27 protein-coding genes and 1 tRNA gene are annotated in these 26,757 nt (G+C 70.0%); 20 read left to right on the forward strand and 8 right to left on the reverse strand.

Annotated elements, in window-relative coordinates:
* Both NFC98_RS15230 and NFC98_RS15235 read right to left on the reverse strand, forming a co-directional pair.
* A complete protein-coding gene (locus NFC98_RS15230) occupies positions 1 to 927 on the reverse strand; it encodes a MoxR family ATPase (RefSeq protein ID WP_254275765.1) in 927 nt (308 codons plus the stop codon).
* Positions 924 to 1,469, reverse strand: a complete 546-nt coding sequence (locus tag NFC98_RS15235; RefSeq protein ID WP_254275766.1) for an NUDIX hydrolase — start codon at positions 1,467 to 1,469, stop codon at positions 924 to 926. The genes NFC98_RS15230 and NFC98_RS15235 overlap by 4 nt, the downstream gene beginning before the upstream one ends.
* 116 nt (positions 1,470 to 1,585) lie before the next feature.
* Between NFC98_RS15235 and NFC98_RS15240 the strand changes: the two genes are divergently transcribed.
* Entirely contained in the window at positions 1,586 to 3,334 is a 1,749-nt protein-coding gene (locus tag NFC98_RS15240; protein ID WP_254275767.1) for an acyl-CoA dehydrogenase family protein, read from the forward strand.
* On the opposite strand, the gene NFC98_RS15245 is transcribed toward NFC98_RS15240, so the two are convergent.
* From NFC98_RS15245 to NFC98_RS15265, 5 genes are all read right to left on the reverse strand, one after another.
* Positions 3,274 to 4,500, reverse strand: coding sequence for an EAL domain-containing protein (locus NFC98_RS15245; RefSeq protein WP_254275768.1), 1,227 nt, complete (start codon positions 4,498 to 4,500; stop codon positions 3,274 to 3,276). The two genes, NFC98_RS15240 and NFC98_RS15245, sit on opposite strands and share 61 nt — an antisense overlap.
* Positions 4,501 to 4,592: 92 nt before the next feature.
* Positions 4,593 to 5,210, reverse strand: coding sequence for a LysE family translocator (locus NFC98_RS15250; protein ID WP_254277858.1), 618 nt, complete (start codon positions 5,208 to 5,210; stop codon positions 4,593 to 4,595).
* A gap of 18 nt (positions 5,211 to 5,228) precedes the next feature.
* On the reverse strand, positions 5,229 to 5,642 hold the full coding sequence (gene rnk, locus NFC98_RS15255; protein WP_254275769.1) for a nucleoside diphosphate kinase regulator: 414 nt from the start codon (positions 5,640 to 5,642) through the stop codon (positions 5,229 to 5,231).
* Positions 5,643 to 5,780: 138 nt separating this feature from the next.
* Positions 5,781 to 5,936, reverse strand: a complete 156-nt coding sequence (locus tag NFC98_RS15260) for a hypothetical protein (RefSeq protein WP_183334087.1) — start codon at positions 5,934 to 5,936, stop codon at positions 5,781 to 5,783.
* A gap of 124 nt (positions 5,937 to 6,060) precedes the next feature.
* Positions 6,061 to 6,147: transfer RNA gene (locus tag NFC98_RS15265), tRNA-Leu, on the reverse strand.
* A gap of 126 nt (positions 6,148 to 6,273) precedes the next feature.
* Between NFC98_RS15265 and queA the strand changes: the two genes are divergently transcribed.
* From queA to secF, 5 genes are all read left to right on the forward strand, one after another.
* Positions 6,274 to 7,311, forward strand: coding sequence for a tRNA preQ1(34) S-adenosylmethionine ribosyltransferase-isomerase QueA (gene queA / locus NFC98_RS15270; protein ID WP_254275770.1), 1,038 nt, complete (start codon positions 6,274 to 6,276; stop codon positions 7,309 to 7,311).
* A gap of 10 nt (positions 7,312 to 7,321) precedes the next feature.
* A complete protein-coding gene (gene tgt, locus NFC98_RS15275; protein ID WP_254277859.1) occupies positions 7,322 to 8,440 on the forward strand; it encodes a tRNA guanosine(34) transglycosylase Tgt in 1,119 nt (372 codons plus the stop codon).
* Positions 8,441 to 8,555: 115 nt separating this feature from the next.
* Positions 8,556 to 8,888, forward strand: a complete 333-nt coding sequence (gene yajC, locus NFC98_RS15280; protein WP_254275771.1) for a preprotein translocase subunit YajC — start codon at positions 8,556 to 8,558, stop codon at positions 8,886 to 8,888.
* A gap of 140 nt (positions 8,889 to 9,028) precedes the next feature.
* Positions 9,029 to 10,879, forward strand: coding sequence for a protein translocase subunit SecD (gene secD / locus NFC98_RS15285; RefSeq protein WP_254275772.1), 1,851 nt, complete (start codon positions 9,029 to 9,031; stop codon positions 10,877 to 10,879).
* A gap of 9 nt (positions 10,880 to 10,888) precedes the next feature.
* A complete protein-coding gene (secF, locus tag NFC98_RS15290) occupies positions 10,889 to 11,815 on the forward strand; it encodes a protein translocase subunit SecF (RefSeq protein ID WP_254275773.1) in 927 nt (308 codons plus the stop codon).
* Between the two features lie 160 nt (positions 11,816 to 11,975).
* Here secF and NFC98_RS15295 read toward each other — a convergent pair whose 3' ends face one another.
* Positions 11,976 to 12,770: an inositol monophosphatase family protein gene (locus NFC98_RS15295; RefSeq protein ID WP_183334021.1), complete on the reverse strand. Its 795-nt coding sequence runs from the start codon at positions 12,768 to 12,770 to the stop codon at positions 11,976 to 11,978.
* Positions 12,771 to 12,983: 213 nt separating this feature from the next.
* Here NFC98_RS15295 and trmJ point away from each other — a divergent pair, with 213 nt between their 5' ends.
* The 14 genes from trmJ (at position 12,984) to der (ending at position 26,628) form a co-directional block, all read left to right on the forward strand.
* Complete coding sequence (gene trmJ, locus NFC98_RS15300; RefSeq protein WP_254275774.1) at positions 12,984 to 13,757, forward strand: tRNA (cytosine(32)/uridine(32)-2'-O)-methyltransferase TrmJ; 774 nt, start codon at positions 12,984 to 12,986, stop codon at positions 13,755 to 13,757.
* A 73-nt stretch (positions 13,758 to 13,830) separates the two neighbouring features.
* The gene (cysE, locus tag NFC98_RS15305) at positions 13,831 to 14,778 is read left to right on the forward strand and encodes a serine O-acetyltransferase (RefSeq protein ID WP_302055075.1); all 948 of its coding nucleotides are present in this window, start codon (positions 13,831 to 13,833) and stop codon (positions 14,776 to 14,778) included.
* 113 nt (positions 14,779 to 14,891) lie between these two features.
* A complete protein-coding gene (locus tag NFC98_RS15310; protein ID WP_183334014.1) occupies positions 14,892 to 15,362 on the forward strand; it encodes an Rrf2 family transcriptional regulator in 471 nt (156 codons plus the stop codon).
* A gap of 34 nt (positions 15,363 to 15,396) precedes the next feature.
* A complete protein-coding gene (locus NFC98_RS15315) occupies positions 15,397 to 16,554 on the forward strand; it encodes an aminotransferase class V-fold PLP-dependent enzyme (protein ID WP_254275776.1) in 1,158 nt (385 codons plus the stop codon).
* A gap of 45 nt (positions 16,555 to 16,599) precedes the next feature.
* Positions 16,600 to 16,926, forward strand: a complete 327-nt coding sequence (locus NFC98_RS15320) for an iron-sulfur cluster assembly accessory protein (RefSeq protein ID WP_183334011.1) — start codon at positions 16,600 to 16,602, stop codon at positions 16,924 to 16,926.
* 395 nt (positions 16,927 to 17,321) lie between these two features.
* Positions 17,322 to 17,747: a nucleoside-diphosphate kinase gene (gene ndk, locus NFC98_RS15325; protein ID WP_183334009.1), complete on the forward strand. Its 426-nt coding sequence runs from the start codon at positions 17,322 to 17,324 to the stop codon at positions 17,745 to 17,747.
* 70 nt (positions 17,748 to 17,817) lie between these two features.
* A complete protein-coding gene (rlmN, locus tag NFC98_RS15330; RefSeq protein ID WP_254275777.1) occupies positions 17,818 to 18,945 on the forward strand; it encodes a 23S rRNA (adenine(2503)-C(2))-methyltransferase RlmN in 1,128 nt (375 codons plus the stop codon).
* Between the two features lie 122 nt (positions 18,946 to 19,067).
* Positions 19,068 to 19,817 carry a type IV pilus biogenesis/stability protein PilW gene (pilW, locus tag NFC98_RS15335; protein WP_254275778.1) on the forward strand — a complete coding sequence of 250 codons (750 nt, stop codon included), beginning with the start codon at positions 19,068 to 19,070 and terminating at the stop codon, positions 19,815 to 19,817.
* Positions 19,818 to 19,847: 30 nt separating this feature from the next.
* Complete coding sequence (locus NFC98_RS15340; RefSeq protein ID WP_254275779.1) at positions 19,848 to 20,843, forward strand: RodZ domain-containing protein; 996 nt, start codon at positions 19,848 to 19,850, stop codon at positions 20,841 to 20,843.
* A 10-nt stretch (positions 20,844 to 20,853) separates the two neighbouring features.
* The gene (gene ispG, locus NFC98_RS15345) at positions 20,854 to 21,969 is read left to right on the forward strand and encodes a flavodoxin-dependent (E)-4-hydroxy-3-methylbut-2-enyl-diphosphate synthase (RefSeq protein ID WP_254275780.1); all 1,116 of its coding nucleotides are present in this window, start codon (positions 20,854 to 20,856) and stop codon (positions 21,967 to 21,969) included.
* Positions 21,970 to 22,009: 40 nt separating this feature from the next.
* The gene (gene hisS / locus NFC98_RS15350; RefSeq protein WP_302055076.1) at positions 22,010 to 23,335 is read left to right on the forward strand and encodes a histidine--tRNA ligase; all 1,326 of its coding nucleotides are present in this window, start codon (positions 22,010 to 22,012) and stop codon (positions 23,333 to 23,335) included.
* Positions 23,336 to 23,423: 88 nt separating this feature from the next.
* A complete protein-coding gene (locus NFC98_RS15355) occupies positions 23,424 to 24,083 on the forward strand; it encodes a tetratricopeptide repeat protein (RefSeq protein WP_254275781.1) in 660 nt (219 codons plus the stop codon).
* Positions 24,080 to 25,228, forward strand: coding sequence for an outer membrane protein assembly factor BamB (gene bamB / locus NFC98_RS15360; protein WP_254275782.1), 1,149 nt, complete (start codon positions 24,080 to 24,082; stop codon positions 25,226 to 25,228). Before NFC98_RS15355 ends, bamB begins: the two co-directional genes overlap by 4 nt.
* A complete protein-coding gene (gene der / locus NFC98_RS15365; RefSeq protein WP_183333996.1) occupies positions 25,225 to 26,628 on the forward strand; it encodes a ribosome biogenesis GTPase Der in 1,404 nt (467 codons plus the stop codon). Before bamB ends, der begins: the two co-directional genes overlap by 4 nt.
* The last annotated feature ends 129 nt before the right edge of the window (positions 26,629 to 26,757 follow it).

Here is a 26,757-nt window from a genome sequence, read left to right on the forward strand (position 1 = left end):
CTAGCCCATCACCGGCACGCGGGCGAGCAGGTGGCGAGCCAGGGCCTCGCCCTCCTCCCGCCGGCCGCTGCTCAGGCGGTGTCCCGCCACCGGCACCCACACCGCCTGGACGTCCTCGGGCAGCACGTGGTCTCGCCCCTCGAGCAGCGCCCAGCCGCGGGCCGCCTGGAGCAGCGCCAGGGCGCCGCGGGTCGAGAGGCCCCAGGCCAGTTCCGGGTGCTCGCGACTGGCGGTGGCCAGGGCCTGCACGTAGTCGAGCAGCGCCTCGGCGACATGGATGTCGTCGAGGCGCGACTGCCAGGCGCGCAGCCGCTCGGCATCCAGCAGCACCGGCAGCGCCTCGAGCCGGACCCGCCCTGCCCGGCCGCGCAGGATCTCGCGCTCGGCGCGGGGGTCGGGGTAACCCAGCGAGAGCCGCATCAGGAAGCGGTCGAGCTGGGATTCGGGCAGGGCGAAGGTGCCCGCCTGCTCCTGGGGATTCTGGGTGGCGATGACGAAGAAGGGGTCGGGCAGCGGCCGGGTCTCCCCTTCCACGGTCACCCGCCCCTCCTCCATGGCCTCGAGCAGGGCGCTCTGGGTCTTGGGGGTCGCCCGGTTGATCTCGTCGGCCAGCACCACCCCGTGGAAGATCGGCCCGGGATGGAAGGTGAAGCGCGCCTCCCGGGGGTCGAACACCGAAACCCCCAGCACGTCGGCCGGCAGCAGGTCGCTGGTGAACTGCAGGCGCTGCATGTCGAGCCCGGTCACCCGGGCCAGGGCCTGGGCCAGGGTGGTCTTGCCGAGGCCGGGCAGGTCCTCGATCAGCAGGTGACCGCGGCACAGCAGGCAGCAGAGCGCCAGCCGCACCTCCCGCGACTTGCCGAGCACCACCCCCTCCAGGGCCGCCAGGACCGTGGCGAGGTCGCCGAGGCGTTCCGGACGGTTCATGGCGTGCCCTCCGGCAGGCCGGACGCGAGCAGCGCCTGCACCGCCTGGCGGGTGTCCGGCGTCACCCCCTTCAGGGCGAGAGCCTCGGCCGGGGGCAGCCAGAAAGCGTCGGCGACCTCCTCGGCCTGCAGCGCCAGGGGGCCATCATGGCGAGCCAGGTAGAGGCTGCCGAAGATATGGTTGCCCCCCTCGGCGTGGACGAACTCCCCCACGTGGCGCAGCGGCACGCCGCGGATGCCCAGCTCCTCCTCGAGTTCACGACGCGCCGCCAGGTGTACCGCCTCGCCGGCGCCCACCACGCCACCGGCGGCCAGGTCGAGCCCGCCGGGAAAGACCTCCTTGGTCAGGGTGCGGCGCTGCACGCACAGCTCGCCCCGGGCGTTGAGCACCACGATGTAGGTGGCGCGATGCCAGAAGCGGAAACGTCGCATGGTCACCCGCAGGGCGCTGCCGCAGGGACGGTTGCGGGCATCCACCAGCTGGATGCGCTCGTCGGCGATATGCGGCGTCGGCAGCGGCGCCTCGCGCAGGGCGTCGGTCATGGGCATCTCCCCGGGAAATGCCTCCAGCCTACCCAGTCGGCGCCGCGGCGTCACGTTGACCGGGGCCAGGTCGACCACCATGCTCAGGGAACCCGCCTGATGCTTGGAGGTGTGCCATGTCCGACCGAGCCCCGCGCACCCGTCTGGCTACCCACGCGGTGGCCAACCAGCCCTCCCCGCCCACCGACCGTGACCTGATCGGCCGGGACCTGCCGATGCGCGAGGCCCTGGCCCGGGAGGCCCCCGACTGGGTGGCCCGCCGCCTGGCCCCCCTGGGTCGCGAGGTGGGCAGCGAGCGCGTGCAGGCGCTGGGCGAGGAAGCCAACCGCCATCCTCCCGAGCCGCGGTTCTTCGACCGCCACGGCCGGCGCCTCGACGAGGTCGCCTACCACCCCGCCTATCACGAGCTGATGCACCTGGCCATCGACCACGGCTGGCACGCCGTGGCCTGGCAGGAGGAGGGCCGCGGCGGCCACCAGGCCCACGTTGCCGCCCTCTATCTGCTGACCCAGGCCGAGCCCGGGGTCTGCTGCCCGGTCACCATGACCCATGCCGCCATGCCGGTACTCAGGCACTCGCCGGCGGTCGAGGCGCACTGGGCCCCGGGGCTGCTGGCCTGGGACTACGACCCCCGCGCGCTGCCGGCGAGCGAGAAGACGGGCCTGACCTTCGGCATGGCGATGACCGAGAAGCAGGGCGGCAGCGACCTGCGTGGCACTTCCACGCGAGCCGACCCCCTCGCCGCCACGCGAGCCGACCCCCTCGCCGCCACGCGAGCCGACCCCCTCGCCGGCTCGCCAGCCGAGCCCCTCGACGACACCCGGGCCGAGGCCGGCGAGGAGGGCTGGCGGCTCACCGGCCACAAGTGGTTCTGCAGCGCACCGATGTCCGACGCCTTCCTGACCCTGGCCCAGACCGAGGCGGGGCTGGGCTGCTTCCTGGTGCCGCGCTTCACCCCGGACGGCGAGCGCAACGCCATCGAACTGCAGCGGCTCAAGGAGAAGTGCGGCAACCGCGCCAACGCCTCCGCGGAGATCGAGTACCGCGGCGCCTGGGCCGTCCCCATCGGGCCGCCGGACCGCGGTATCGCCACCCTGCTCGAGATGGTTCAGCAGACCCGCCTCGACGCCGCCACCGCGCCGGTGGGCATGATGCGCCAGGCCCTGGACGAGGCATGGCGCCACGTGCAGGAGCGCCACGCCTTCGGCCGCGCCCTGGCCGAGCAGCCGCTGATGCGCGCCGTGATCGCCGACCTGGCCCTGGAGGTGGAGGCCGGGGTGGCGCTGGTAATGCGCACCGCCCGGGCCTTCGATGGCGCGGCCCGGGGCGACCAGGACGAACGCGCCCTGGCCCGGCTGCTGCCCGCGCTGGCCAAGTACTGGCACAACAAGCGCGGCCCCGGCTTCATGGCCGAGGCCATGGAGTGCCTGGGCGGCATCGGCTATGTGGAGGAGTCGCCGCTGGCGCGGCTCTACCGGGAGGCGCCGGTCAACTCGATCTGGGAGGGGTCGGGCAACGTGATCTGCCTGGACTTGCTGCGGGTGCTGGCGCGCCACCCACAGGCGTTGGTGGCGCTGTGGCGGGAGCTCTCCCCGGCCCGCGGACAGGTCCGGGAGCTGGACGCCACCCTGGCCGGGCTCGAGAAGCAGCTGGCAGCGCCCCCGGAGGCGCTGGAGCCCCGGGCGCGCTGGCTGGTCCAGCGCCTCGCTCAGTGCCTGCAGGCCAGCCTGCTGCTGCGCCACGGGCCGGCCGAGGTGGGCGAGACCTTCTGCCGCACGCGGCTCGGCGAGGAGGCGAGCCCCGCCTACGGGGTGCTGCCGAGCGGCGCCCCCACCGCGGCCGTGCTGGCCCGCATCGCATCGTGAGTGGCCCCCAGCTCGAGGATCGCCTCGGCGGGCACCGGCCGCCCCAGGCCGAAGCCCTGCACGTGGGTGCAGCCGAAGCGATCCAGCAGGCCCAGGGTGGCCGGGTCCTCGACCCCCTCGGCCACCACCCGGATGCCGAGGCGCCGCCCCAGGAGGGCCACCGCCTCGACGATGGCGGCGTCCTGGGACTCCTCGTGCAGGCGGCGCACGAAGCTGCGGTCGACCTTGAGCTCGCTGATCGGCAGCAGCTGCAGGCGTGACAGCGACGAGAAGCCGATGCCGAAGTCATCCACCGACACCTCGAGCCCGCTGAGGCAGAGCCGAGCCGCTACCTCGCTGCCGAGCAGTTCGTCATGCATGGCCGCCGTCTCGGTGATCTCCAGCACCAGGGGCGGGTCGCCGGGGCCCCGGTGACGGGTCAGGGCCAGCAGGTCCGGGCACATCAGGTCATCGGCGGTGACGTTCACCGACAGAGACGGCATGACCCCCTCGCGATGCCAGCGGGCGGCGTCGGCCTGGGCCATGGCCAGCACGTGACGCGTCAGGCGCTTGCTCTGGCCGGGAGACAGCAGGGGAAGGAAGCTAGCCGGGCCGATCAGCCCGAGTGACGGATGGACCCAGCGGACCAGGGCCTCGACGCCGCTGAGCCGTCCCGAGGAGAGTTCGAACTGCGGCTGGTAGTGGATGGTCAACTCGCGCCGGGCCAGGGCCTGGTCGAGCTCCTCGCCACTGAAGACCGGGTCGCCATGCACCTCCGCGGTGGACTCCCGGCCGACGCGCAGGCTGCCGAGGCACTGACGCAGTTCGGCAAGGCGCATCGGCTTGTCCAGGCAGCCCAGCATCTGCAGGCCCAGGGTCTGGCCGACCCGCTCGGCGATCCGCGCGATCTTGCGCTCGACGCCGCTGAGCAGCAGCACCCAGCCCCGGTAGCCGCACTCGGCGAGACGCCGCAGCAGGGCGATGGCATCCTCGCTGCCGAGCTCCAGCCCCATCACCACCAGCTGGGGCGGATAAGCCACGATGGCCGCCAGCAGCGGGGCCGAATGCTGGTAGTAGCGACTCTCCATGCCCAGGACATCCAGCTGCAGCGACAGCACGGCCGCCACGTCCGGGTCGGTCTCGAGTACCAGGGCCAGGGCCTGTGACTCGCGGGAGGGGTCGTTCATCGGCAGGCTTCCGGAGGGACACACCCTTCGAGCCTAACACCGCCGGGGGAAAGGCACACGCCAGCGGGCCTGCGCCAGGTCAACGTTGCAGCTCAGCCGAGCGGCCCCGCCACCACCCGCAGCGCCAGCCCCAGCAGCAGCAGCCCGGTGATCCGGTTGATCCAGTGGGAGCGGGCCTGGAGCCAGGGCAGCACCCGGGAGTGGGAGAGCCCCAGGGCCACCAGGGCGTACCAGCCGCCGTCGATGATCATCGCGGTGAGCACGATCACCGCCTTGGCCGCCACGCTCATGTCGGGCGTCACGAACTGGCTGAGCAGAGCGATGAAGAAGAGGATCAGCTTGGGGTTGCCCAGCGCCACCAGCACCCCCTCACGGGCGGCCTGGCGGCGGGTGGTGGGCACGGCGGTGGCCTCCAGCGCACCGGCACGCCCGGCGCGCAGCGCCTTGATGCCGAGCCACGCCAGGTAGGCGGCACCACCCCAGGTGATCACCTGGAAGAGCGCCGGCTGGCGGACGATCAGCGCCCCCAGTCCCCACACGGTCAGCAGCGCATAGAAGCCCACCCCCAGCGCATGGGAGAGCCCCGCCACCACGCCGGGGGCACGACCGCCGCCCAGGGTATGGCGCAGCACCAGGGCCAGGCTGGGCCCGGGCGACATGGCGCCCATGGCGCACACCGCTGCCAGGGAGAGCCACAGGGAGAAGGGCATGGTGGTCATCTCGCGGCCTCAGCGGTGGAACTGCTTCTCGCGTTCGGGCTGCCAGAAGATGGCGTCGACGCGCAGCCGCACCTCCTGCCCGTCGGGCAGGGGCCAGTCGATCACATCGCCGATGCGCAGGCCGATCAGCCCCGCCCCCACCGGCGCCATCACCGAGATGCCATCCTCGGTGGTGGCCAGGGAGTGCGGATAGACCAGGGTGCGGATCATCTGGCGATTGCGGGTCAGGTCGGTGAACTGGATCCGGCTGTTCATGCTGACCACATCCTCGGGGATGTCCTCGGGATCGATCACCTCGCCGCGCTCGAGCTCTTCCTCGAGGGCGTCGGCCACGAAGCGGTCCTTGTCACTGGCCGCGTCGATGAGGCGCTGAAGCCGCTCGGCATCCAGCCGGTTGATGATGAGGGGGGGGCGCGTCGACATGGGAACTCCTTGGACCGATCAACGGTAACTTGACGCTGCATGGGTCAACCAACGAAAACAGCCCTCCACCCGCGAACGGACGAAGGACTGTGTTATGGGATCATCATAAGCCCTGGCGGCCCCGGTTGTAAGGCCCGGTCACTGCCTTGAGGCGGGCGAGGTCCAGCGCACCACCAGGCCGAGGATCACCAGCACGGCGCCCACGAAGGCCACCGGGTTCCATGCCTGCCAGCCGAAGATCGCCAGCACCAGCCCGAGGAGCACCAGCCCCCAGGCGAAACCTCTTACCGTCATGCCTCTCTCCCGGCACCTGTACAGGGGACCAGCATGGCGCCATCCGGGGCCGCCTTCAACCGCGGCCACCCCGCCTGCCCCCCCGGAAACGCGAACAGCCGCTCGAGGGCGGCTGTTCCTGGTCTGGTACCGGCGGTCGGACTCGAACCGACAAGGGCTTGCACCCGGGGGATTTTGAATCCCCTGCGTCTACCAATTCCGCCACGCCGGCAACGCGCTGGCATTATACGTGGGCCCCGGGGCAGGTCAATCGGGGTCCTGACTTCACCCCCCTGACTTCACCCCATCGAGCCGGTATCCTAGGCGGCTTGCCACAGACACCGGATTCCCATACCGCATGCAGCGCGCCGACTTCCACTACGAGCTCCCCGACGAGCTGATCGCCCGCTACCCCTCCGAGCAGCGGAGCGACTGCCGGCTGCTGTGCGTCGACGGCCCCACCGGCGAGCTGGCCCACCGTCGCTTCACCGACCTGCTGGAGCTGCTCGAGCCCGGCGACCTGCTGGTGTTCAACGATACCCGGGTGATTCCCGCCCGCCTGCACGGCCACAAGGCCAGCGGCGGCAAGGTGGAGATGCTGCTGGAGCGCCCGCTGGATGCCCATCGCGGCCTCGCCCACCTGCGCTCGAGCAAGTCGCCGAAGCCCGGCACCGAGCTGATCTTCGAGGGCGATATCCGTGCCGTGGTGGAGGGGCGCCGCGACGCCCTGTTCGAGCTGCGCTTCCTGGGCGAGACGCCGCTCATCACGCTGCTGGAGCGTCATGGCCACATGCCGCTGCCGCCCTACATCACCCGCGAGGACGAGCTGGCCGACCGAGACCGCTACCAGACCGTCTATGCCCGCCGCGACGGCGCGGTGGCCGCCCCCACCGCCGGGCTGCACTTCGACGAGCCGCTGCTCGAGGCGCTGGCCGCCAGGGGCGTGGAGCGCGCCTTCGTCACCCTGCACGTGGGTGCCGGCACCTTCCAGCCGGTGCGCGCCGACGATATCCGCGAGCACGTCATGCACAGCGAATGGCTGGAGGTTGACGAGGCGACCTGCGCCAAGGTGCGGGCGGCCCGCGCCGCCGGGCGCCGGGTGATCGCCGTGGGCACCACCAGCGTGCGCTGCCTGGAGAGCGCCACCGGCGCCGACGGCGAGATCGCCCCCTACCGCGGCGAGACCGACATCTTCATCTACCCCGGCTACCAATGGCGCTGCGTGGACGCCCTGATCACCAACTTCCATCTGCCGGAGTCCACCCTGCTGATGCTGGTGGCCTCCTTCGCCGGCTTCGATACCACCATGGCGGCCTACCGCGAGGCGGTGGCCGAGCGCTATGCCTTCTTCAGCTATGGCGATGCCATGTTCCTGACGCGAGTTTCCCATGCGTAACGACTGCTTCATGACCTTCGAGCACCTGGCCAGCGACGGCCGGGCACGCCGCGGCCGCCTGACCTTCCCCCGCGGCACGGTGGAGACCCCCGCCTTCATGCCGGTCGGCACCTACGGCACCGTCAAGGGCATGACCCCGGCCTCCGTGGAGGAGATCGGCGCCGAGATCATCCTCGGCAACACTTTCCACCTTTGGCTGCGCCCGGGCACGGAGGTGATCGAGGCCCACGGCGACCTGCACGACTTCGCCCAGTGGCAGAAGCCGATCCTCACCGACTCCGGCGGCTTCCAGGTCTTCTCGCTGGGCGCCATGCGCAAGATCACCGAGCAGGGCGTGCACTTCCGCTCGCCGGTGGACGGCGCCAAGGTGTTCATGGGGCCCGAGGAGTCCATGGCCGTGCAGCGCTCGCTGGGCTCCGACGTGGTGATGATCTTCGACGAGTGCACCCCCTACCCGGCCACCGAGAAGGAGGCGCGCCTCTCCATGGAGCGCTCGCTGCGCTGGGCCGAGCGCTCCCGGGACGCCCATGGCAGCTCCCCCTCGGCGCTGTTCGGCATCATCCAGGGCGGCATGTACCCCGAGCTGCGCGAGGCCTCCCTCAAGGGGCTGCTCGATATCGGCTTCGACGGTCTGGCCATCGGCGGCCTGTCGGTGGGCGAGCCCAAGGAGGAGATGATCCGGACCCTGGACTACCTGCCCACCTGGATGCCCGAGGAGACGCCCCGCTACCTGATGGGCGTCGGCAAGCCCGAGGATCTCGTCGAGGGCGTGCGCCGCGGGGTCGACATGTTCGACTGCGTGATGCCCACCCGCAACGCGCGAAACGGCCACCTGTTCACCGCCGAGGGCACGGTGAAGATCCGCAACGCCAAGCACCGCTTCGATACCCGGCCGCTGGAGGAGGGCTGCGACTGCTACACCTGCCAGCACTTCTCTCGCGCCTACCTGCACCACCTGGATCGCTGCGGGGAAATGCTCGGCTCGATGCTCAACACCATCCATAACCTGCGCCACTATCAGCGTCTGATGGCCGGTTTGCGCGGTGCCATCGAAGCGGGTACATTGGCGAACTTCGTGGAAGGCTTCTACGCACGGCGCGGCCTGCCGGTGCCTCCCGCCCCGAACTGATACCGGCCGGTGCCGGGACCCTGGCGTTCCGGCACCGGCCGAGGCATGTCAGGCACCTCCTGGCAGCCCCCGTTACCCATCCCAACACTTCACACCCATCAGGAGACACTCCCCCATGCTGGATTTCTTCATCGCTCCGGCCTACGCCCAGGATGCCGCTGCCGGCAGCGGCATGGCCCAGATCGTGATGCTGGTCGGCTTCGTGCTGATCTTCTACTTCCTGCTGTGGCGCCCCCAGGCCAAGCGGGCCAAGCAGCACAAGCAGCTGATCGGTGGCCTCTCCAAGGGTGACGAGATCGTCATCGGCGGCGGCGTGCTGGGACGCATCACCAAGGTGAGCGACGACAGCGAGTTCCTGACCATGGAGATCGCCGAGGGCACCCAGATCAACGTGCAGAAGAACGCCGTGGCTGCGGTCCTGCCCAAGGGCACCATCAAGTCCATCTGACTCGTGCCCTTCCCGGCTCCGCCCGGGTCTCGGCAGAGGCCCGGGCGAAGCCGCCCTTCGACCGCCGCAGGGGAACTCGCCGGCGGTCATGACGCCATGGCGTCAGCCTCCTATTGTCAGCAACCAAGGGCAGGGCTCGCATGCTCAACCGTTACCCCCTGTGGAAGTATCTGCTGATACTTGCCGTCCTCATCGCCGGCCTGATCTTCTCGCTGCCCAACCTCTTCCCGGAAGACCCGGCGGTGCAGATCAGCAGCGCCCGCGGCGATGCCACCCTCGATGAGCGTGAGCTCGAGCGCGTCCGGGACTCCCTGGATGAGGCCGGCATCGCCATCAAGTCGGTCGAGAGCAGCGAGAGCCGCGTGCTGATCCGCCTCGGCGATGCCGACGAGCAGCTCCAGGCCCGCGACCGCATCGCCGCCATGCTCGGCGACGACTTCGTCGTGGCGCTCAACCTCGCCGAGTCCACCCCGACCTGGCTGCAGTCGCTCTCCGCCTCGCCCATGACGCTCGGCCTCGACCTGCGCGGCGGCGTGCACTTCCTGCTCGAAGTGGACATGGACGCGGCCCTGACCCAGCGCCTCGAGGTCAACGCCAGCGCCATGCGCGAGCAGCTGCGCAGCGAACGGATCCGCTACCGCGGCACCGAGATCGAGGAGCGCACCCTCACCATCACCTTCACCAACGAGGAGGACCGGGATGCCGCGCGCCGCCTGATCAGCCGCGAATTCCGCGACTTCGACTACCAGAACGTGGGTGACGGCCGGGGCGCCGCGCTGGCCATGACCCTGACCGACCAGGCGGTCAACGAGATCCAGGACTACGCGATCAACCAGAACCTCACCACCCTGCGCAACCGGGTGGACGAGCTGGGCGTCGCCGAGCCCATGGTGCAGCGCCAGGGTCCCGACCGCATCGTGGTGGAGCTGCCCGGCGTGCAGGACACCGTGGCCGCCAAGCGGGTGGTGGGTGCCACCGCCAACCTGGAATTCCGCCTCGAGGCGCGCCCCGATACCCCGGACCTCGAGACCGAAAGCTTCCCGTTCCGCAACGACCCGGCCCGCAGCGCCGACCTGATGCGTGACGTGATCATCACCGGTGACAGCGTCTCCAGCGCCAGCCGCAGCTTCGACGAGAACGGCCGCCCCCAGGTGAACATCAACCTGGACGGCACCGGCGGCACCCTGATGAACCGCGCCACCCGCACCAACATCGGCCGCAACATGGCGGTGCTGTTCATCGAGCACAAGACCCGCGACAGCGTGGAAGTGGTCGACGGCGAGGAGGTCATCGTACGCGAGCCCTACACCGAGCGCGGCCTGATCAGCCTGGCCACCATCCAGAGCGCGCTGGGCAACAGCTTCCGCATCACCGGGCTCGACTCCCCCACCGAGGCGGCGGAGCTTGCCCTGCTGCTGCGTTCCGGCTCGCTGGCCGCGCCGATCTACTTCGTGCAGGAACGCACCATCGGCCCGAGCCTGGGCGCCGAGAACATCAAGCGCGGCGTGATGTCGGTGCAGATCGGCCTGCTGCTGGTCGTGCTCTTCATGCTGATCCGCTACAAGGTGTTCGGCGTCATCGCCAACGTGGCACTGGCCCTCAACCTGACCCTGCTGGTCGCCGCCATGTCGCTGCTGGGCGCCACCCTCACCCTGCCGGGCATCGCCGGCATCGTGCTGACGCTGGGCATGGCGGTGGACGCCAACGTGCTGATCTTCGAGCGGATACGCGAGGAGCTGCGCGGAGGGCTGTCGGTACAGCAGGCGATCCATGCCGGCTACGAGCGCGCCTTCACCTCGATCGTCGACGCCAACATCACCACCCTGCTGGTGGCGGTGATCCTGTTCTCGATCGGCACCGGGCCGGTCAAGGGCTTCGCCGTGACCCTGTCGCTGGGGATCATCACCTCGCTGTTCACCGCCTTGCTGGTGACCCGCGCCATGGTGAACCTCGTTTACGGCGGCAAGCCGGTCAAGAAGCTCTGGATATAAGAGGTGATCATGAAACCCCTCATCAACCGACAGTTCGACTTCATGGGCAAGCGTCGGATCGCCTTCGCGATCTCGGCCGCGCTGATCCTGGTGTCGATCGCCTCGCTGCTGTTCCAGCAGCTCAACCTGGGGCTGGACTTCACCGGCGGCACCCTGGTGGAGGTGCGCTACGCCGTGGCCCCCTCCCTGGACGCCGTGCGCCAGACCCTGGAGGCCGCCGAGTTCCGGGATGTCTCGGTACAGACCTTCGGCGCCTCCACGGAGGTGCTGATCCGCCTGCAGCAGGCCTTTGACCCCGAGGTGGGCGATCGCGTGGTGCAGCTGCTGCGCTCGGGCGGCGACGGCGTCGAGCTGGTGCGCGCCGAGTTCGTCGGCGCCCAGGTCGGCGAGCAGCTGCGCGACCAGTCGGGCCTCGGCCTGCTGGTGGCGCTGGGCATCGTGATGCTCTACGTGGCCTTCCGCTTCCAGTACAAGTTCGCCATCGGCGCTCTGCTGGCGCTGATGCACGACGTGATCATCGTGGTCGGCATCTTCTCGCTGTTCCAGCTCGACTTCGACCTCACCGTGCTGGCGGCCCTGCTGGCGGTCATCGGCTACTCGCTGAACGACACCATCGTGGTCTACGACCGCATCCGCGAGACGATCCGCAAGTCGCGCATCGACGACATGCCGGCGATCTTCAACGAGGCGATCAACATGACCCTGTCGCGCACCCTGGCGACGTCCGGCACCACCCTGCTGGTGCTGATGGCGCTGCTGCTGCTGGGCGGCGACATGATCCACCACTTCTCGATCGCCCTGATCATCGGCGTGGTGGTCGGCACCTTCTCCTCCATCTACGTGGCTGCGGCCCTGCTGCTGGCGGTGCACCTCCAGCGCGAGGACCTGATCCCCGCCAAGAAGGAGGATGCCGAGGCCGAGGAGGAGCTGCCCTAGCCAGCGCCGAGCGCCGAGCGCCGAGCGCCGCACACGATGCCAACACCCGATGGGCATCCACAAAAAATCCCGCCGGATATCGCATCCGGCGGGATTTTTCGTTATCGACGTCGGCACCTGTGACTCGTCACCGAGCGGCTGGGCGCCGGGCGCTCGGCGCCTAGAAGTGCGGCTTGAGCTGCTGTACCAGGGCCTTGAAGAGTCGCGGGCCCGCCGCCATCAGCTGGCCTTCCACCTCGACCCTGGGCTGGCCGTCCGGGGTCCCCATCAGCGCGCCGGCCTCCTTGAGCAGCAGGCTGCCGACGTGCATGTCCTGCTCCTCGAGGCCCAGCACGAAGGCGGCATCGGCGCGACCGGCGGCCAGCTCGGCGAGGTCGAGCAGGCCGCTGCCCGAGGCGCGCTGCACCTCGATGACCGGGCCGAGCTGCTGGACAAGCGTCAGATAGGCCGGCAGGTGGCGCGGACGCAGCCAGGTCTCGGGCAGCCCCATGGCGACACGCGAGCCGCCTACCGCCAGTGTCCTGGGCACGCGGATGCGCTTGCCGTTGTGCTGGGCACCGCGGCCACGACTGGCCAGGTACTCGTCATCGCTGAAGGGGCAGATCACCACCGCGTGCTCCGGACGGCCCTTGACCAGACAGACCAGCGACAGGGCGAAGCCGGAGGCGGCCACGCCGAGGTTGGAGTAGCCGTGGAAGGGTTCGATCTTCCACAGGGTGTCGGCGCCCTCCCCCTCGCCGGCGCGGTGGGGAGTGAAGCGCCCGACGACGCCGTGCTGGGGGTAGCCGCGGGAGAGCTGACGGACGATCAGCGTCTCGGCGTTGCGGGCGGCGTCCTCGAGCAGGCGGTCGAGGTTGCTCTCTTCGTGGGCATTCTCGATACGCTCGCGAATGCGCAGGAACTGTTCGCCGGCGCTGCGCGCGGCGCGCAGCGCATATTGGACCATCGGATGCATGATCGGGCCTTGAGGAGTCGGTGGTGTTAAAGAACGGGGTTAAAAAACAGGTAAGGCGTTCGGTTGGAACGGTCGGCGCGAATCCTAGCAGACCCCGGCCCGTTGCGCCACGACCACCGAAGGTGGCTTGCACGGCGCTCGGGGCTCACAACATGCTAGACTCTGCCGCCCCGGTCCATCGCCCCGTTTCATGTCATCCTAGGGAAGCCTGCCATGCTCGACCGCATCCGTATCGTCCTGATCGGCACCAGCCACCCCGGCAATATCGGCGGCACCGCCCGCGCCATGCACAACATGGGGCTGGCCGACCTGGCCCTGGTGTCACCGCGCTGCGAGGCGGTCACCGCCGACAGCGTGTCCCGGGCCTCCGGCGCCGATCACCTGGTCAACGACGCACGGGTCGTCGAGACCCTGGAGCAGGCAGTCGCCGACTGCACCCTGGTGGTGGGGGCCAGCGCCCGCTCGCGCACTCTGCCCTGGCCGATGATCACGCCCCGCGAGCTGGGCGGGCGACTGCCCACGGAGCTGGCCGGCAACGACGCCCGGGTGGCGCTGGTATTCGGCCGCGAGGACAGCGGCCTGACCAACGCCGAGCTGCAGCGCTGCCACGCCCACGTGCACATCCCCACCAACCCCGACTTCAGCTCGCTGAACCTGGCCGCCGCGGTCCAGGTGCTGGCCTACGAGTGCCGGCTGGCCTGGCTGGCAGGAGAGCCGGCCGAGCCCGAGGCGCCCGACCAGGCGCTGGCCACCCACGAGGAGCTGGAGCACTACTTCGCCCACCTGGAGCGGACGCTGGTCGCCATCGGCTTCCACGACCCCGCCACGCCGCGCCAGCTGATGGCCCGCCTGCGCCGCTTCACCCTGCGGGCCCGCCCGGAGCGCATGGAGCTCAACATCCTGCGCGGCATCCTCTCGGACACCGAGAAGCTCGCGCCCCGACGCGATGACGGCGATCGCCCGGGGCACGATCGCCCGGGGCAGTGACCGGCCGCCGACGCGGCCCAGCCCCCGTGCCGGAGGCACCGCGCCTTGAAGCTGGCGCCCCGCGCCCCCAATAATGAAGGTCATCCCGGTGACCGACGGCCCAGGCCTCCGCTCTCCCCCTGCCACCCATTCCAAGGACCGCTGCATGTTTCAACGCCTGCGCGAGGACATCAACAGCGTATTCGACCGCGACCCAGCGGCCCGCAACTTCCTGGAAGTGCTGACCAACTATCCGGGACTGCACGCCCTTTTGATCCACCGGCTAAGCCACTGGCTGTGGCGCAGGAACCTCAAGTGGCTGGCGCGCACGCTCTCGACCTTCTCGCGCTGGCTGACCGGCGTGGAGATCCACCCCGGCGCCACCATCGGCCGGCGCTTCTTCATCGACCACGGCATGGGCGTGGTGATCGGCGAGACCGCCGAGGTGGGCGATGACGTCACCCTCTACCAGGGCGTGACCCTGGGCGGCACCAGCTGGAACAAGGGCAAGCGCCACCCGACCCTGGAGGAAGGCGTGATCGTCGGCGCCGGAGCCAAGATCCTTGGCCCCTTCACCGTGGGTGCCGGGGCCAAGGTGGGCTCCAACGCGGTGGTCACCAAGGAGGTGCCCGCCGGCGCCACCGTGGTGGGCATTCCCGGCAAGATCGTCAAGCGGGCCGAGCCGGACGCCGCCGAAAGCCTCGAGGTGGACCCCGAACGCCGCGAGGCGATGCGCCGCAAGTTCGGCTTCGACGCCTACGGGATCAGCGAGGACATGCCTGACCCGGTGGCACGCTCCATCCAGGCGATGCTCGATCACATGCACGCCGTGGACGAGCGCATCGAGCGCATGTGCCAGACCCTGCGCAAGGTGGATGCCAGCTACCGCGACGGTCGCCTGCCCGAGCTGCGCGACGAGGACTTCGCCGATGTCCTCGAGGACGCCGACCCCTGCGCCATGCCCGAGAAGGCCCCGACGACGTCGGCCGAGGAGAAGGCATCCACGGAGGCCGGGAGGAAGCGCCAGGGGCAGAATGGTTGACCCTGGCACTCGGTCTTTACCATAATGGCCCTCTGTCCAGGATGCCCTCATCGCCGGGGCGCCACCCGATCATCGAACGCCGACCCGTCTCGGCGCCGAGGTAGCCACCCGCCATGCGCCTGACCACCAAGGGACGCTACGCCGTCACCGCCATGCTCGACCTGACCGTGAATGCGCATGCCGGCCCCATCAGCCTGGCCGACATCTCGCGGCGGCAGGAGATCTCGCTCTCCTACCTGGAGCAGCTGTTCGCCCGGCTGCGCCGGGCCAGGCTGGTGGAGAGCGTGCGCGGGCCCGGCGGCGGCTACCTGCTGGCCATGGCCCCGGAGGCCATCTCGGTGGCCCGGGTGATCGACGCCGTGGACGAGTCGGTGGACGCCACCCGCTGCGGCGGCCTCTCGGACTGCCAGCAGGGGGACACCTGCCTGACCCACCACCTGTGGTGCGAGCTCTCCGAGCAGATCCACGGCTTCCTCGACGGCATCACCCTCGGCCAGCTGGCCGATCGCCAGGAAGTCCGGCAGATCGCCAGCCGGCAGCGTCGCCGCCCCGACGGCGACAGCATCCTTGCCTCGGCGCCCTGAGGGCGCCGGGCCGAACCCGAACACAGCCGAGTCCATGACCACACCCGTCTATCTCGATTACGCTGCCACCACGCCCGTCGACCCCCGTGTCGCCGAGCTGATGGCGCGCTACCTCACCGTCGACGGCATCTTCGCCAACCCCGCCTCGCGCAGCCACATGCTCGGCTGGCAGGCGGAACAGGCCGTGGAGAACGCCCGCCGCCAGGTCGCCGACCTGATCGGCGCCGACCCCCGCGAGATCGTCTGGACCAGCGGCGCCACCGAATCCGACAACCTGGCGCTGATCGGCTACCTGCGCGCCAACCGCGGACGCGGTCGCCACCTGGTGACCTCCTGCATCGAGCACAAGGCGGTGGTGGACACCGCCCATGCCCTGGAGGCCGAGGGCTTCGAGGTCACCTGGCTGACCCCGGGCCGCGACGGCCGCGTCACGGCCGACCAGCTGCGCGAGGCGATGCGCCCGGACACCGTGCTGGTCTCGCTGATGGCGGTGAACAACGAGCTGGGGGTGATCCACGACCTGGCGGCACTTTCCGAGGTGGCCCATGCCGGCGGGGCGGTGTTCCACGTGGATGCCGCCCAGGCCGTGGGGCGCCTGGACCTGAACGTCGAGCGCCTCGGCATCGACCTGATGTCGCTCTCCGGCCACAAGGCCTACGGCCCCAAGGGCATCGGCGCCCTCTATGTGAAGCGCCACCCCGACATCCGCCTCGAGGCGCTGATCCACGGTGGCGGCCACGAGCGGGGCATGCGCTCCGGCACCCTCGCCACCCACCAGATCGTCGGCATGGGCGAGGCCTTCGCCCTGGCCGGCGCCGAGGGCGAGGCCGATCAGGCACGCATCACCGCGCTGCGCGACCGCCTGCTGGAGGGCCTGGTCGACATCGGCGGCATTCACCGCAACACCGCGGTGGACGTGGCCGTGCCCAACATCCTCAACCTGGCCTTCGAGGGCGTGGACGGCGAGTCGCTGCTGATGGCGCTGCGCGACATCGCCCTCTCCACCGGCTCGGCGTGCAACTCGGCGAGCGTGGAACCGTCCTACGTGCTGAAGGGCATCGGCGTGCCGCGCGCCCTGGCGTTGGCCTCGCTGCGCTTAAGCTTCGGCCGCTTCACCAGTGACAGCGACATCGACCGGACGCTCGACGCCCTGCGGCACGCCCTGTCGGGGCTGCGCCGCCAGGCGATCTGAGCCATCATCTGCCTATCGGCATCCACCGCTTTCAGGAGAGAGACCATGGCGCATCTCACGATCACCACCGCTGCCGCCGACCAGATTCGCCGGGTGCTCGACGAGCGCGGCCACGGCCTGGGCCTGCGGGTCTCGGTCAAGCCCAGCGGCTGCTCCGGCTACAGTTACGTGCTCGACTTCGCCGACGAGGCCGCCAATGACGACGTCTGCTTCGAGGAGCACGGCGTTCAGGTCTTCGTCGCTCCCGATGCCCTGGAGATGCTCGACGGCAGCGAGGTGGACTACGTGAACGAGGGGCTCAACCGCTTCTTCCGCTTCAACAACCCCAACGTCAAGGACCAGTGCGGCTGCGGCGAGAGCTTCACGGTCTAGATTCACAGCATTCTCGCGACCCGAGGCGCGCCGGCGACAGGTCTGAAGGGGGTCCTACGCCAGGGGTGAGGAGCACCGCTCCGAACGGGCTGGCCATGGATGGCCAGCCCTGGACCTGCAAGCGGAGCAGGACGCGAGAGCGCAGCAGGGCGTCGGTAGCGCCCAGGGATGGGTTTACAGCGCCCCCGTACAGGCCTGTCGCCGGGTAAGCGCCTCGCAATCGGCGACGATTGTTCAACGCCGCCCCGGGGCGGTATAATCTGCGTCCAATCGGCGTCAGCTGCCGAGCTTCATCAGATTCACCGCGCCGCCCTCGCTTCCATCCCGGGAGCCACGGGCGGCGCGGCGCTATCCATCGACACCCCTGTCCACCACCCCCTACTGGAGACATGCCCATGGCTACCCAGCGCACCCTGTCCATCATCAAGCCCGACGCCGTCGCCAAGAACGCCATCGGCGAGATCATCGCCCGCTTCGAGAAGGCCGGCCTCAAGGTCGTTGCCGCCAAGATGCTGCACCTCGACGACGACAAGGCCGGTGGCTTCTACGCCGAGCACAAGGAGCGTCCCTTCTTCAAGGACCTGGTCGGCTTCATGACCTCCGGCCCGGTGGTGGTGCAGGTGCTCGAGGGCGAGGACGCCATCGCCAAGAACCGCGAGCTGATGGGCGCCACCAACCCCAAGGAAGCCGCGCCGGGCACCATCCGCGCCGACTTCGCCGAGACCATCGACGCCAACGCCGTGCACGGCTCCGACTCCCCCGAGTCCGCCGAGCGCGAGATCGCCTACTTCTTTGGCGCCGACGAGATCTGCCCGCGCTGAGTCAGGCCCCGGGCGGGGGCCATGCCCCCGCCTCCCCTGCCGCCCTCCCTTCCCCGACCCGCTGACCGCCATGACCGCTGATACCGCACCCCAGAAGACCAACCTGCTCGGCATGTCCCGCGAGGAGATGGAAGCCTTCTTCCTCTCCATCGGCGAGAAGAAGTTCCGTGCCGCCCAGGTGATGAAGTGGATCCACCACGAGGGCTGTGACGACTTCGCGGCCATGACCAACCTCTCCAAGGCGCTGCGCGCCAGGCTCGCCGAGGTGGCCGAGATCCGCGGCCCCGGCGTGGTCTACGAGGGCACCTCCAGCGACGGCACCCGCAAGTGGGTGCTGGAGGTCGAGGACGGCAGCTACGTGGAAACCGTGCTGATCCCCGCCGACAACGGCAAGCGTCGGACCCTGTGCGTCTCCTCCCAGGTGGGCTGCTCGCTGGACTGCAGCTTCTGCTCCACCGGCAAGCAGGGCTTCCAGCGCAACCTCAGCGCCGCCGAGATCATCGGCCAGGTGTGGGTGGCCCAGCGCAGCGTGGGCCCGCGCAAGGACACCGCCAACCGCCCGGTCACCAACGTGGTGATGATGGGCATGGGCGAACCGCTGCTGAACTATGACAACGTCGTGCCGGCCATGAAGCTGATGCTCGACGACAACGGCTACGGCCTCTCCAAGCGCCGCGTCACCCTCTCCACCTCGGGGGTGGTGCCGATGCTGGACCGGCTCGGCGACGAGCTCGACGTGAGCCTGGCCATCTCGCTGCACGCCGCCAACGACGAGCTGCGCAACGAGCTGGTGCCGCTCAACCGCAAGTACAACATCCGCACCCTGCTGGACGCCTGCCACCGCTACCTGGCCAAGTGCGACGACACCCGCATGGTCACCATCGAGTACACGGTGATCAAGGACGTCAACGACCAGCAGGAACATGCCGAGCAGCTCGCCGAACTGCTCCGCGAGCTGCCGTGCAAGATCAACCTGATCCCCTTCAACCCCTTCCCCCACTCGGGCTACGAGAAGCCCTCGCGCAACCAGGTGATGCGCTTCCAGCAGTGGCTCTACGAGCTGGGCTACACGGCACCGATCCGCACCACCCGCGGCGACGACATCGATGCCGCCTGCGGCCAGCTGGTGGGACGGGTCAAGGATCGCACGCGGCGCCACGAACGCTACATCCAGTCGATCCAGATCGACGCCGACTGAGCGGGGCCCGCCTTGACTTCAACCGGGCACAACGCTTTGATGGTCAGGCCTTTCACCCCTCCGGCACCTGCCTGCCACCGGCAAGCTGCCGGGAGGGCAGTGTCGACCCTGGGGAGAACACCATGACTCGCCGTTCCCGCTTGCCCGGCGCCATCCGCCTGCCCGCCCTGGCCATCCTGGTCGGCTCGCTGTGGCTGTCCGGCTGTGCCACCCAGCCCCAGGGCCTGGGCGGAGATCGCGAGACCAGCCCGGCCGACGCCTACACGCGCCTGGGCGTGGCCTACCTGGAACGCGACAACCTGCAGCGGGCCATGGGGGCCCTGGACCGGGCGCTGTCGATCGCCCCCGACGACCCGGAGGCGCTGCAGGCCATGGCCATGGTCTATCAGCGCCAGGGCGAGGCGGCCCTGGCCGATGAGACCTTCCAGCGCGCCCTGTCTGCCGACCGCAACTTCACCCGGGCGCGCAACAACTACGCGGCCTTCCTGTATGACCGGGGCCGCATACGCGAGGCCTGCGAACAGCTCGAGCTGGCCTCCGGCGATGCCCAGTATCCGGCCCGGGCCCAGCTGTTCGCCAACCTGGGGCAGTGCCAGCGGGAGCTGGGCGACGTCGCGGCGGCCCGGCGCAGCCTCGAGCGGGCCCAGAGCATCGACCCGCGTAGCGCCCGCAGCTACTACACCCTGGCCGAGCTGGAGTTCGCCGAAGGCAACCATGCCCGGGCCCAGCGGCAGCTCGAGACCTTCATCCGCCTGGCCGGCGCCGATGCCTCCAGCCTGCAGCTGGCACGTGACATCGCCCGCGCCCGGGGTGACCGGGACGCCGCCGCCTTCTATGGCCAACAGCTGGAAGATGCCCGTGGCACGCCTTGAACAACGACCCTACACGAAGGATGCTCAGTCATGAGCGACACCCATACCACCGACCCCGTCGACTCCGCCTTCGCGGCCTCACCGGGCGAGCAGCTCAAGCGCGAGCGGGAGACCCAGGGGCTCTCCCTGGGCGAGGTCGCCAGCGCGCTCAACCTGCGCCCGGCGGTGATCCGGGGGCTGGAAGAGGACAGCTACGAGGAGGTGCCGATCGCCGCCTATCGGCGTGGCTACCTGCGCTCCTATGCCCACCTGCTGGGCATCGACGACAAGCCGGTGCTGGATGCCTACCGCGCCCGCTTCGGCAGCGAGGAGGCCGAGCGCAAGGTGACGCCGGTGAATGTCACCCGCCCCCCGTCACGCCTCGGCGCCTGGCTGTTCCGCCTGGTCACCCTGCTGGTGATCGCCGGCCTGATCGGCCTGACCCTGCTCTGGTGGCAGAGCCGCGGCGGCAACGAGCCTCCCGGCATCGGTGACAGCGGTCCGGTCTCGGTGGACAGCCTCGACGGCACCACCACCATCACCGGGGGCGACGAACCGGCAGCACAGGAGCCTTCGGCCGCCCTGCCGCCGCTGCCCGACGAGGAGAGCGACCTGGGCCTGGTCGAGGACCCCGAGGCCGCCGGCGAGCCGGCCGGCACCGAGGTCGACCCCGATGGATCCCGGATCATCGCCGCCCAGTCGGACGCGGCTCCGCAGCCGGCAAGCGACGAGGCGGTTGCCGAGGACGTGGCCGACGCCGCCCCGGAACCCGAGGCGCCGGCCGAGGAAGCGCCCGTTGCCGGGCCACGCACCCTCGAGCTGACCTTCAACGAGCAGTCCTGGACCGAGATCTTCGACGCCAACAATCAGCGCGTCTTCGTCGGCCTCCAGGAACCCGGCACCACGGCCAGCGTCGAAGGCGAACCGCCGTTCCGCCTGACCGTGGGCAACGCCACCGGCGTCGAGCTGGTCTGGCAGGGCGAGCCCGTGGACCTGGCCGCCCGCGCCGGGGCCAACAACGTCGCCCGCTTCACACTGGGAGAATGATACCGTCACCATGCACGCACAATCCCCCATCGTTCGCCGCAAGTCACGCCAGATCCATGTCGGCAAGGTGCCGGTCGGGGGCGATGCCCCCATCTCCGTCCAGAGCATGACCAACACCAACACCCTGGACGTGGCCGCCACCGTGGCGCAGATCCGCCAGCTCGAGGCCGCCGGCGCCGATATCGTGCGCGTCTCGGTGCCCGACATGGACGCCGCGGAGGCCTTCGGCCGGATCAAGCGCGAGGTCGAGGTCCCGCTGGTCGCCGACATCCACTTCGACTACCGCATCGCCCTGCGCGTCGCCGAGCTCGGCGTCGACTGCCTGCGCATCAACCCCGGCAATATCGGCAAGGAAGAGCGCGTCCGCGCCGTGGTCTCGGCGGCCCGCGACAACGGCATCCCGATCCGCATCGGCGTCAACGCCGGGTCGCTGGAGAAGGACCTGCAGAAGAAGTACGGCGAGCCCACGCCCGCGGCCCTGGTCGAGTCCGCCATGCGCCATATCGACCACCTCGACCGCCTCGACTTCCCGGACTTCAAGGTCAGCGTCAAGGCCTCGGACGTGTTCATGGCGGTGGCCGCCTACCGCGACCTGGCAACGCGCATCGAGCAGCCGCTGCACCTGGGCATCACCGAGGCGGGGGGCCTGCGCTCGGGCACCGTCAAGTCGTCGATCGGGCTGGGGCTGCTGCTGCTGGACGGCATCGGCGACACCATCCGCGTCTCGCTGGCCGCCGACCCCGTCGAGGAGATCAAGGTCGGCTTCGACATGCTCAAGAGCCTGCGGCTGCGCGCCAAGGGCATCAACTTCATCGCCTGCCCCAGCTGCTCGCGCCAGAACTTCGACGTCATCGGCACCATGAATGCCCTGGAGGAGCGCCTCGAGGACATCATGACCCCGCTGGACGTCTCGGTGATCGGCTGCGTGGTCAACGGTCCCGGCGAGGCCAAGGAGAGCGACATCGGCCTCACCGGCGGCTCCCCGGCCAACCTCGTCTACATCGACGGCAAGCCGGCCTCCAAGCTGCGCAACGACCACCTCGTCGACGACCTGGAGCGGCTGATCCGCGACAAGGTCCGCGAGAAGGAGCAGGCCGAACAGGACGTGATCGCCCGCGGGGCCTGATCCCCTCAGTAGCCCCCGGCGATTCATCAAGGAGCACGTGTTGAGCAAGTCCCAGGCAAGTCCAAAAGAGCCAAGCAAGAAGAAGATCCAGGCCATCCGTGGCATGAACGACCTGCTGCCCGGCCAGTCGGCGCTGTGGCAGTACTTCGAGGGGCAGGTCCAGGCGCTGATGAAGCGCTACGGCTATGACGAGATCCGCACCCCCGTGGTCGAGCAGACCGCGCTGTTCAAGCGCTCCATCGGCGAGGTCACCGACATCGTCGAGAAGGAGATGTACACCTTCGACGACCGCAACGGCGATAGCCTGACGCTGCGCCCGGAGGGCACCGCCAGCTGCGTGCGCGCCGCCATGGAGCACGGCCTGCTGCACAACCAGACCCAGCGGCTCTGGTACCAGGGCCCGATGTTCCGCCACGAGCGTCCCCAGAAGGGGCGCTACCGCCAGTTCCACCAGGTCGGCGTGGAGGCCTTCGGCCTCGAGGGGCCGGACATCGACGCCGAGATGATCCTGCTCTCCGCGCGCCTGTGGCGCGAGCTGGGGCTGATGGAGCATGTCACCCTGGAGCTCAACTCGCTGGGCTCCACGGAGGCGCGTGCCGCCTATCGCGAGCGGCTGGTCGCCTACTTCGAGCAGCACCACGAGCAGCTCGACGAGGACTCCCGTCGCCGCCTCGGCAGCAACCCGCTGCGCATCCTCGACTCCAAGAACCCCGAGATGGCCGCGATGCTGGCCGATGCGCCGAAGCTGATGGATCACCTGGACGACGACTCCCGCGAGCACTTCGAGGCGCTCTGCGCCATGCTCGATGCGGCAGGCATCGACTACGTGCTCAACCCGAGGCTGGTGCGCGGTCTGGACTACTATGGCCGCACCGTCTTCGAGTGGACCACCACCGCACTGGGCAGCCAGGGCACGGTCTGTGCCGGTGGCCGCTACGACGGCCTGGTGGAGCAGCTGGGCGGCAAGGCGACCCCGGCGGTGGGCTTCGCCATGGGCATCGAGCGGCTGATCCTGCTGCTGGAGACCCTGGAGCTGGTGCCGGATACCGCCCGCGGCGAGCTGGACCTCTACGTGCTGCCCATGGATGATGCCGCCAGCCGCCAGGCGCTGCTGCTAGGCGAGCGCCTGCGCAGCGAGCTGCCCGGCCTGCGCGCCCAGCTGCACTGCGGCGGGGGCAGCTTCAAGAGCCGCATCAAGAAGGCCGACAGGAGCGGCGCCCGCCTGGCCCTGCTGCTGGGCGAGGACGAGCTGGCCAACGGCACGGCCACGCTGAAGTTCCTGCGCGAGGAGCGCGACCAGCAGAGCCTGCCCCAGGCCGGGCTGGCCACCACCCTGAGCCGCCTGCTGGCCCAGGACATCGCCTGATCATGCGGGGCCGGGCCGACGCGCCGGCCCCTTGGCGCCACCCCGACCGGGGCCCGGCACCGACCCCAGGAACAGAAGGAGACCGCCCGTGGCGGAGCTGAGAACCGAAGAAGAGCAGGTCGATGCGCTGAAGCGCTGGTGGAAGGAGAACGGCATGGCGCTGGTCGCCGGGGTGGCCATCGCCGCCGCCGGCGTGTTCGGCTGGAACGCCTGGCAGGACTACCAGGAGGGCAAGGCCTCGGCCGCCTCCATGCGCTACCAGCACCTGATCAACCTGACCGCCGGCAACGAGCTGGACGAGGCCAACCTCGGCGAGGCCCGCGAGCTGGTCGTCGAGATTACCGACGAGCACGGCAAGACACTCTACGCCGACCTGGCCCGGCTGATCGACGCCCGCCTGGCCGTCGCCCAGGAGGACATGGCCGGCGCCCGGGCCGCCCTCGAGGCGGTGATCGACGCCAGCGGCCGCGACTACGTCAAGGGCCTGGCCCGCCTGCGCCTGGCCCGCCTGCAGGTCGCCGAGGGCGACGCCGAGGCGGCCCTGGCCACCCTGGACGCCGGCGTGCCCGAGGCCCTGGCGGCCCAGCGTGCCGAGGTGCGCGGCGATGCCTTCCTGGCCCTCGACCGCCGCGACGACGCGCGCGGGGCCTGGCGCGAGGCGCTGGGCCTCGCCGAGGAGCGCGACCAGCCGCTGTACGGCGTACAGCTCAAGCTCGATAACCTGGGGCATGACGAGGCCACGATATGACACCGAGATTCCTGATCGCCGCCATGGCCGGCCTGGCCCTGCTGGCCGGCTGTGCCGGCAACAAGGTCGAGCCGCAGTACCCGCCCAAGGAGCTTGCCAGCTTCGAGGAGCGCGCCGAGCTCTCCAGCGCCTGGAGCCAGCGGGTCGGCCGCGGTCTGGGCCGTGCCGCCTACCCCATCGCCCCCGCCCGGGATGGCGACACCCTGTTCGCCGCCGACGAGCGCGGCCGCCTCGCGGCCTTCGATGCCGATGATGGCGACCGCCGCTGGCAGGTCGACCTCGAGATACCGGTCTCCAGCGCCCTGACCGCGGTAGCCGGCGACGTCTACCTGGGCACCCGCAACGGCGAGGTGCTGGCGGTGAGCCAGCGCGACGGCAGCGTGCGCTGGCGTGCCCGGGTACCCAGCGAGGTGCTGGCCGCCCCGCAGCCCAACCAGCAGCTGCTGGTGGTGCAGAGCGTCGACGGCAGCGTCACCGCCCTGGACCGCGCCAGCGGCGACGAGCGCTGGACCTACACCGCCAACCGCCCCTCGTTGACCCTGCGCGGCACCGGCACCCCCACGGTGATCGACCCGGTCACCTTCGCCGGCTTCGCCAACGGCCGCCTGGTGACCCTCGACAACCGCAGCGGCCAGCCGCTGTGGGAGCGGCGCATCGCCGTGGCCCAGGGCCGCAGCGACATCGACCGGCTGGTCGACCTGGCCGGCCAGCCCGTGCTGGCCCCCGACGGCCGACTGTTCGTGACCAGCTTCAACGGCCGCCTGGCCGCCCTGGAGGCCACCCGCGGCGAGCCGCTGTGGGACCGCGAACTCTCCAGCTACCACACCCCGGTACTGGTCGGCGACTTCCTGTTCGTCGTCGACGAGGCGGGCCATGTGTTCGCCCTGGACGCCAACAGCGGCAGCGAGATCTGGCGCAACACCGCCCTGGAGGGGCGCGCCATCACCGCACCGGCCTTCGCCGCCGGCAACCTGGTGTTCGGCGACTTCGAGGGCTACCTGCACCTGATCGACGCGCGCAGTGGCGAGCTGGTCGGGCGTACCCGGGTGGACCGCTCCGGCATCAGCGTGCGGCCGGTCACCGAGGGCAACCGCATCCATGTGCTCGCCGATGACGGCAGCCTAGAGACCCTGGACATCCAATGACACCCGTGATCGCCCTGGTCGGCCGCCCCAACGTGGGCAAGTCGACCCTGTTCAACCGCCTGACCCGCTCCCGCGATGCGCTGGTGGCCGACTTCCCCGGGCTCACCCGGGACCGCAAGTACGGCAACGGCCTGCTCGGCGGCAAGGCCTACACGGTGATCGACACCGGCGGCATCAGCGGTGACGAGGAAGGCATCGACGCCGCCATGGCCGAGCAGTCCCTGGCGGCCATCGACGAGGCGGACATCGTGCTGTTCCTGGTGGATGCCAGGGCCGGCCTCAACGTGGCCGACGAGGCCATCGCCAACCACCTGCGGGTCAACCAGAAGAAGACCTGGCTGGTCGTCAACAAGACCGATGGACTCGACGAGCCCAGCGCCGTGGCCGAGTTCTGGGAGCTGGGACTGGGCGAGCCGCGGCCCATCGCCGCCGCCCATGGCCGCAACGTCACCGCGCTGATCGAGGAGGTGCTCGAGCCCTTCCCCGAGCGCGACGAGAGCATCCCGGCGGACACCGGTACCAAGGGCATCCGCATCGGCGTGATCGGCCGCCCCAACGTGGGCAAGTCGACCCTGGTCAACCGCCTGCTCGGCGAGGAGCGGGTGGTGGTCTTCGACGAGGCGGGCACCACCCGTGACGCCATCGAGATCCCCTTCGAGCGCCGCGGCAAGCCCTACGTGCTGGTGGATACCGCCGGGGTGAGGCGCCGCAAGAACGTCCGCGAGATCGCCGAGAAGTTCTCGATCATCAAGACCCTGGAGGCGATCAAGGAGTGCCATGTCGCGGTCATGGTGCTGGATGCCCGTACCGGCCTGGTCGAGCAGGACCTTCACCTGCTCGACTACGTGCTGACCACCGGCCGGGCGCTGGTGCTGGCGGTCAACAAGTGGGACGGCCTGGAGCAGGAAGCCAGAGACAGGATGCGCACCGAGATCAAGCGCCGCCTGGGCTTCGCCGACTACGCCGAGCTGCACTTCATCTCGGCGCTGCACGGCACCGGCGTGGGCGACCTCTACCCCTCCATCGAGCGCGCCTTCGATTCCGCCAACAGCCACTGGTCCACCAACCGCCTGACCACCATCCTCCAGGACGCGGTGGAGCAGCACCAGCCGCCCATGGTGAACGGTCGCCGGATCAAGCTGCGCATGGCCCACCAGGGCGGCAGCAACCCGCCGATCATCGTGGTCCACGGCAACCAGACCGGGTCGCTGCCCGAGGCCTATCGCCGCTACTTGACCAACACCTTCCGCAAGGTGCTCAAGGTACGCGGCACGCCCCTGCGCTTCGAGTTCCGCTCCGGACAGAACCCCTTCGACAGCATGGCCGGCGCCAGCGACCGGGAGAAGGCCAAGAAGCGCGAACTGGGCCGCACCCGGGAGGCGCGCAAGAGCCGCCGCTGAGCCGCCCCCTCCGCTCCCCATCAGCGCCCGCCCGGCTCGCCATCGACGACGGGGTGGGCGCTGTCGTGATGGGCCGACAGTTTCGCTTCCCCGATGGGCCGACAGGGCCCCGTAAGCCTTGACAGGGAT

Source organism: Halomonas sp. 3H, from assembly GCF_024206005.1.
GTDB classification, from domain to species: domain Bacteria; phylum Pseudomonadota; class Gammaproteobacteria; order Pseudomonadales; family Halomonadaceae; genus Halomonas; species Halomonas campaniensis.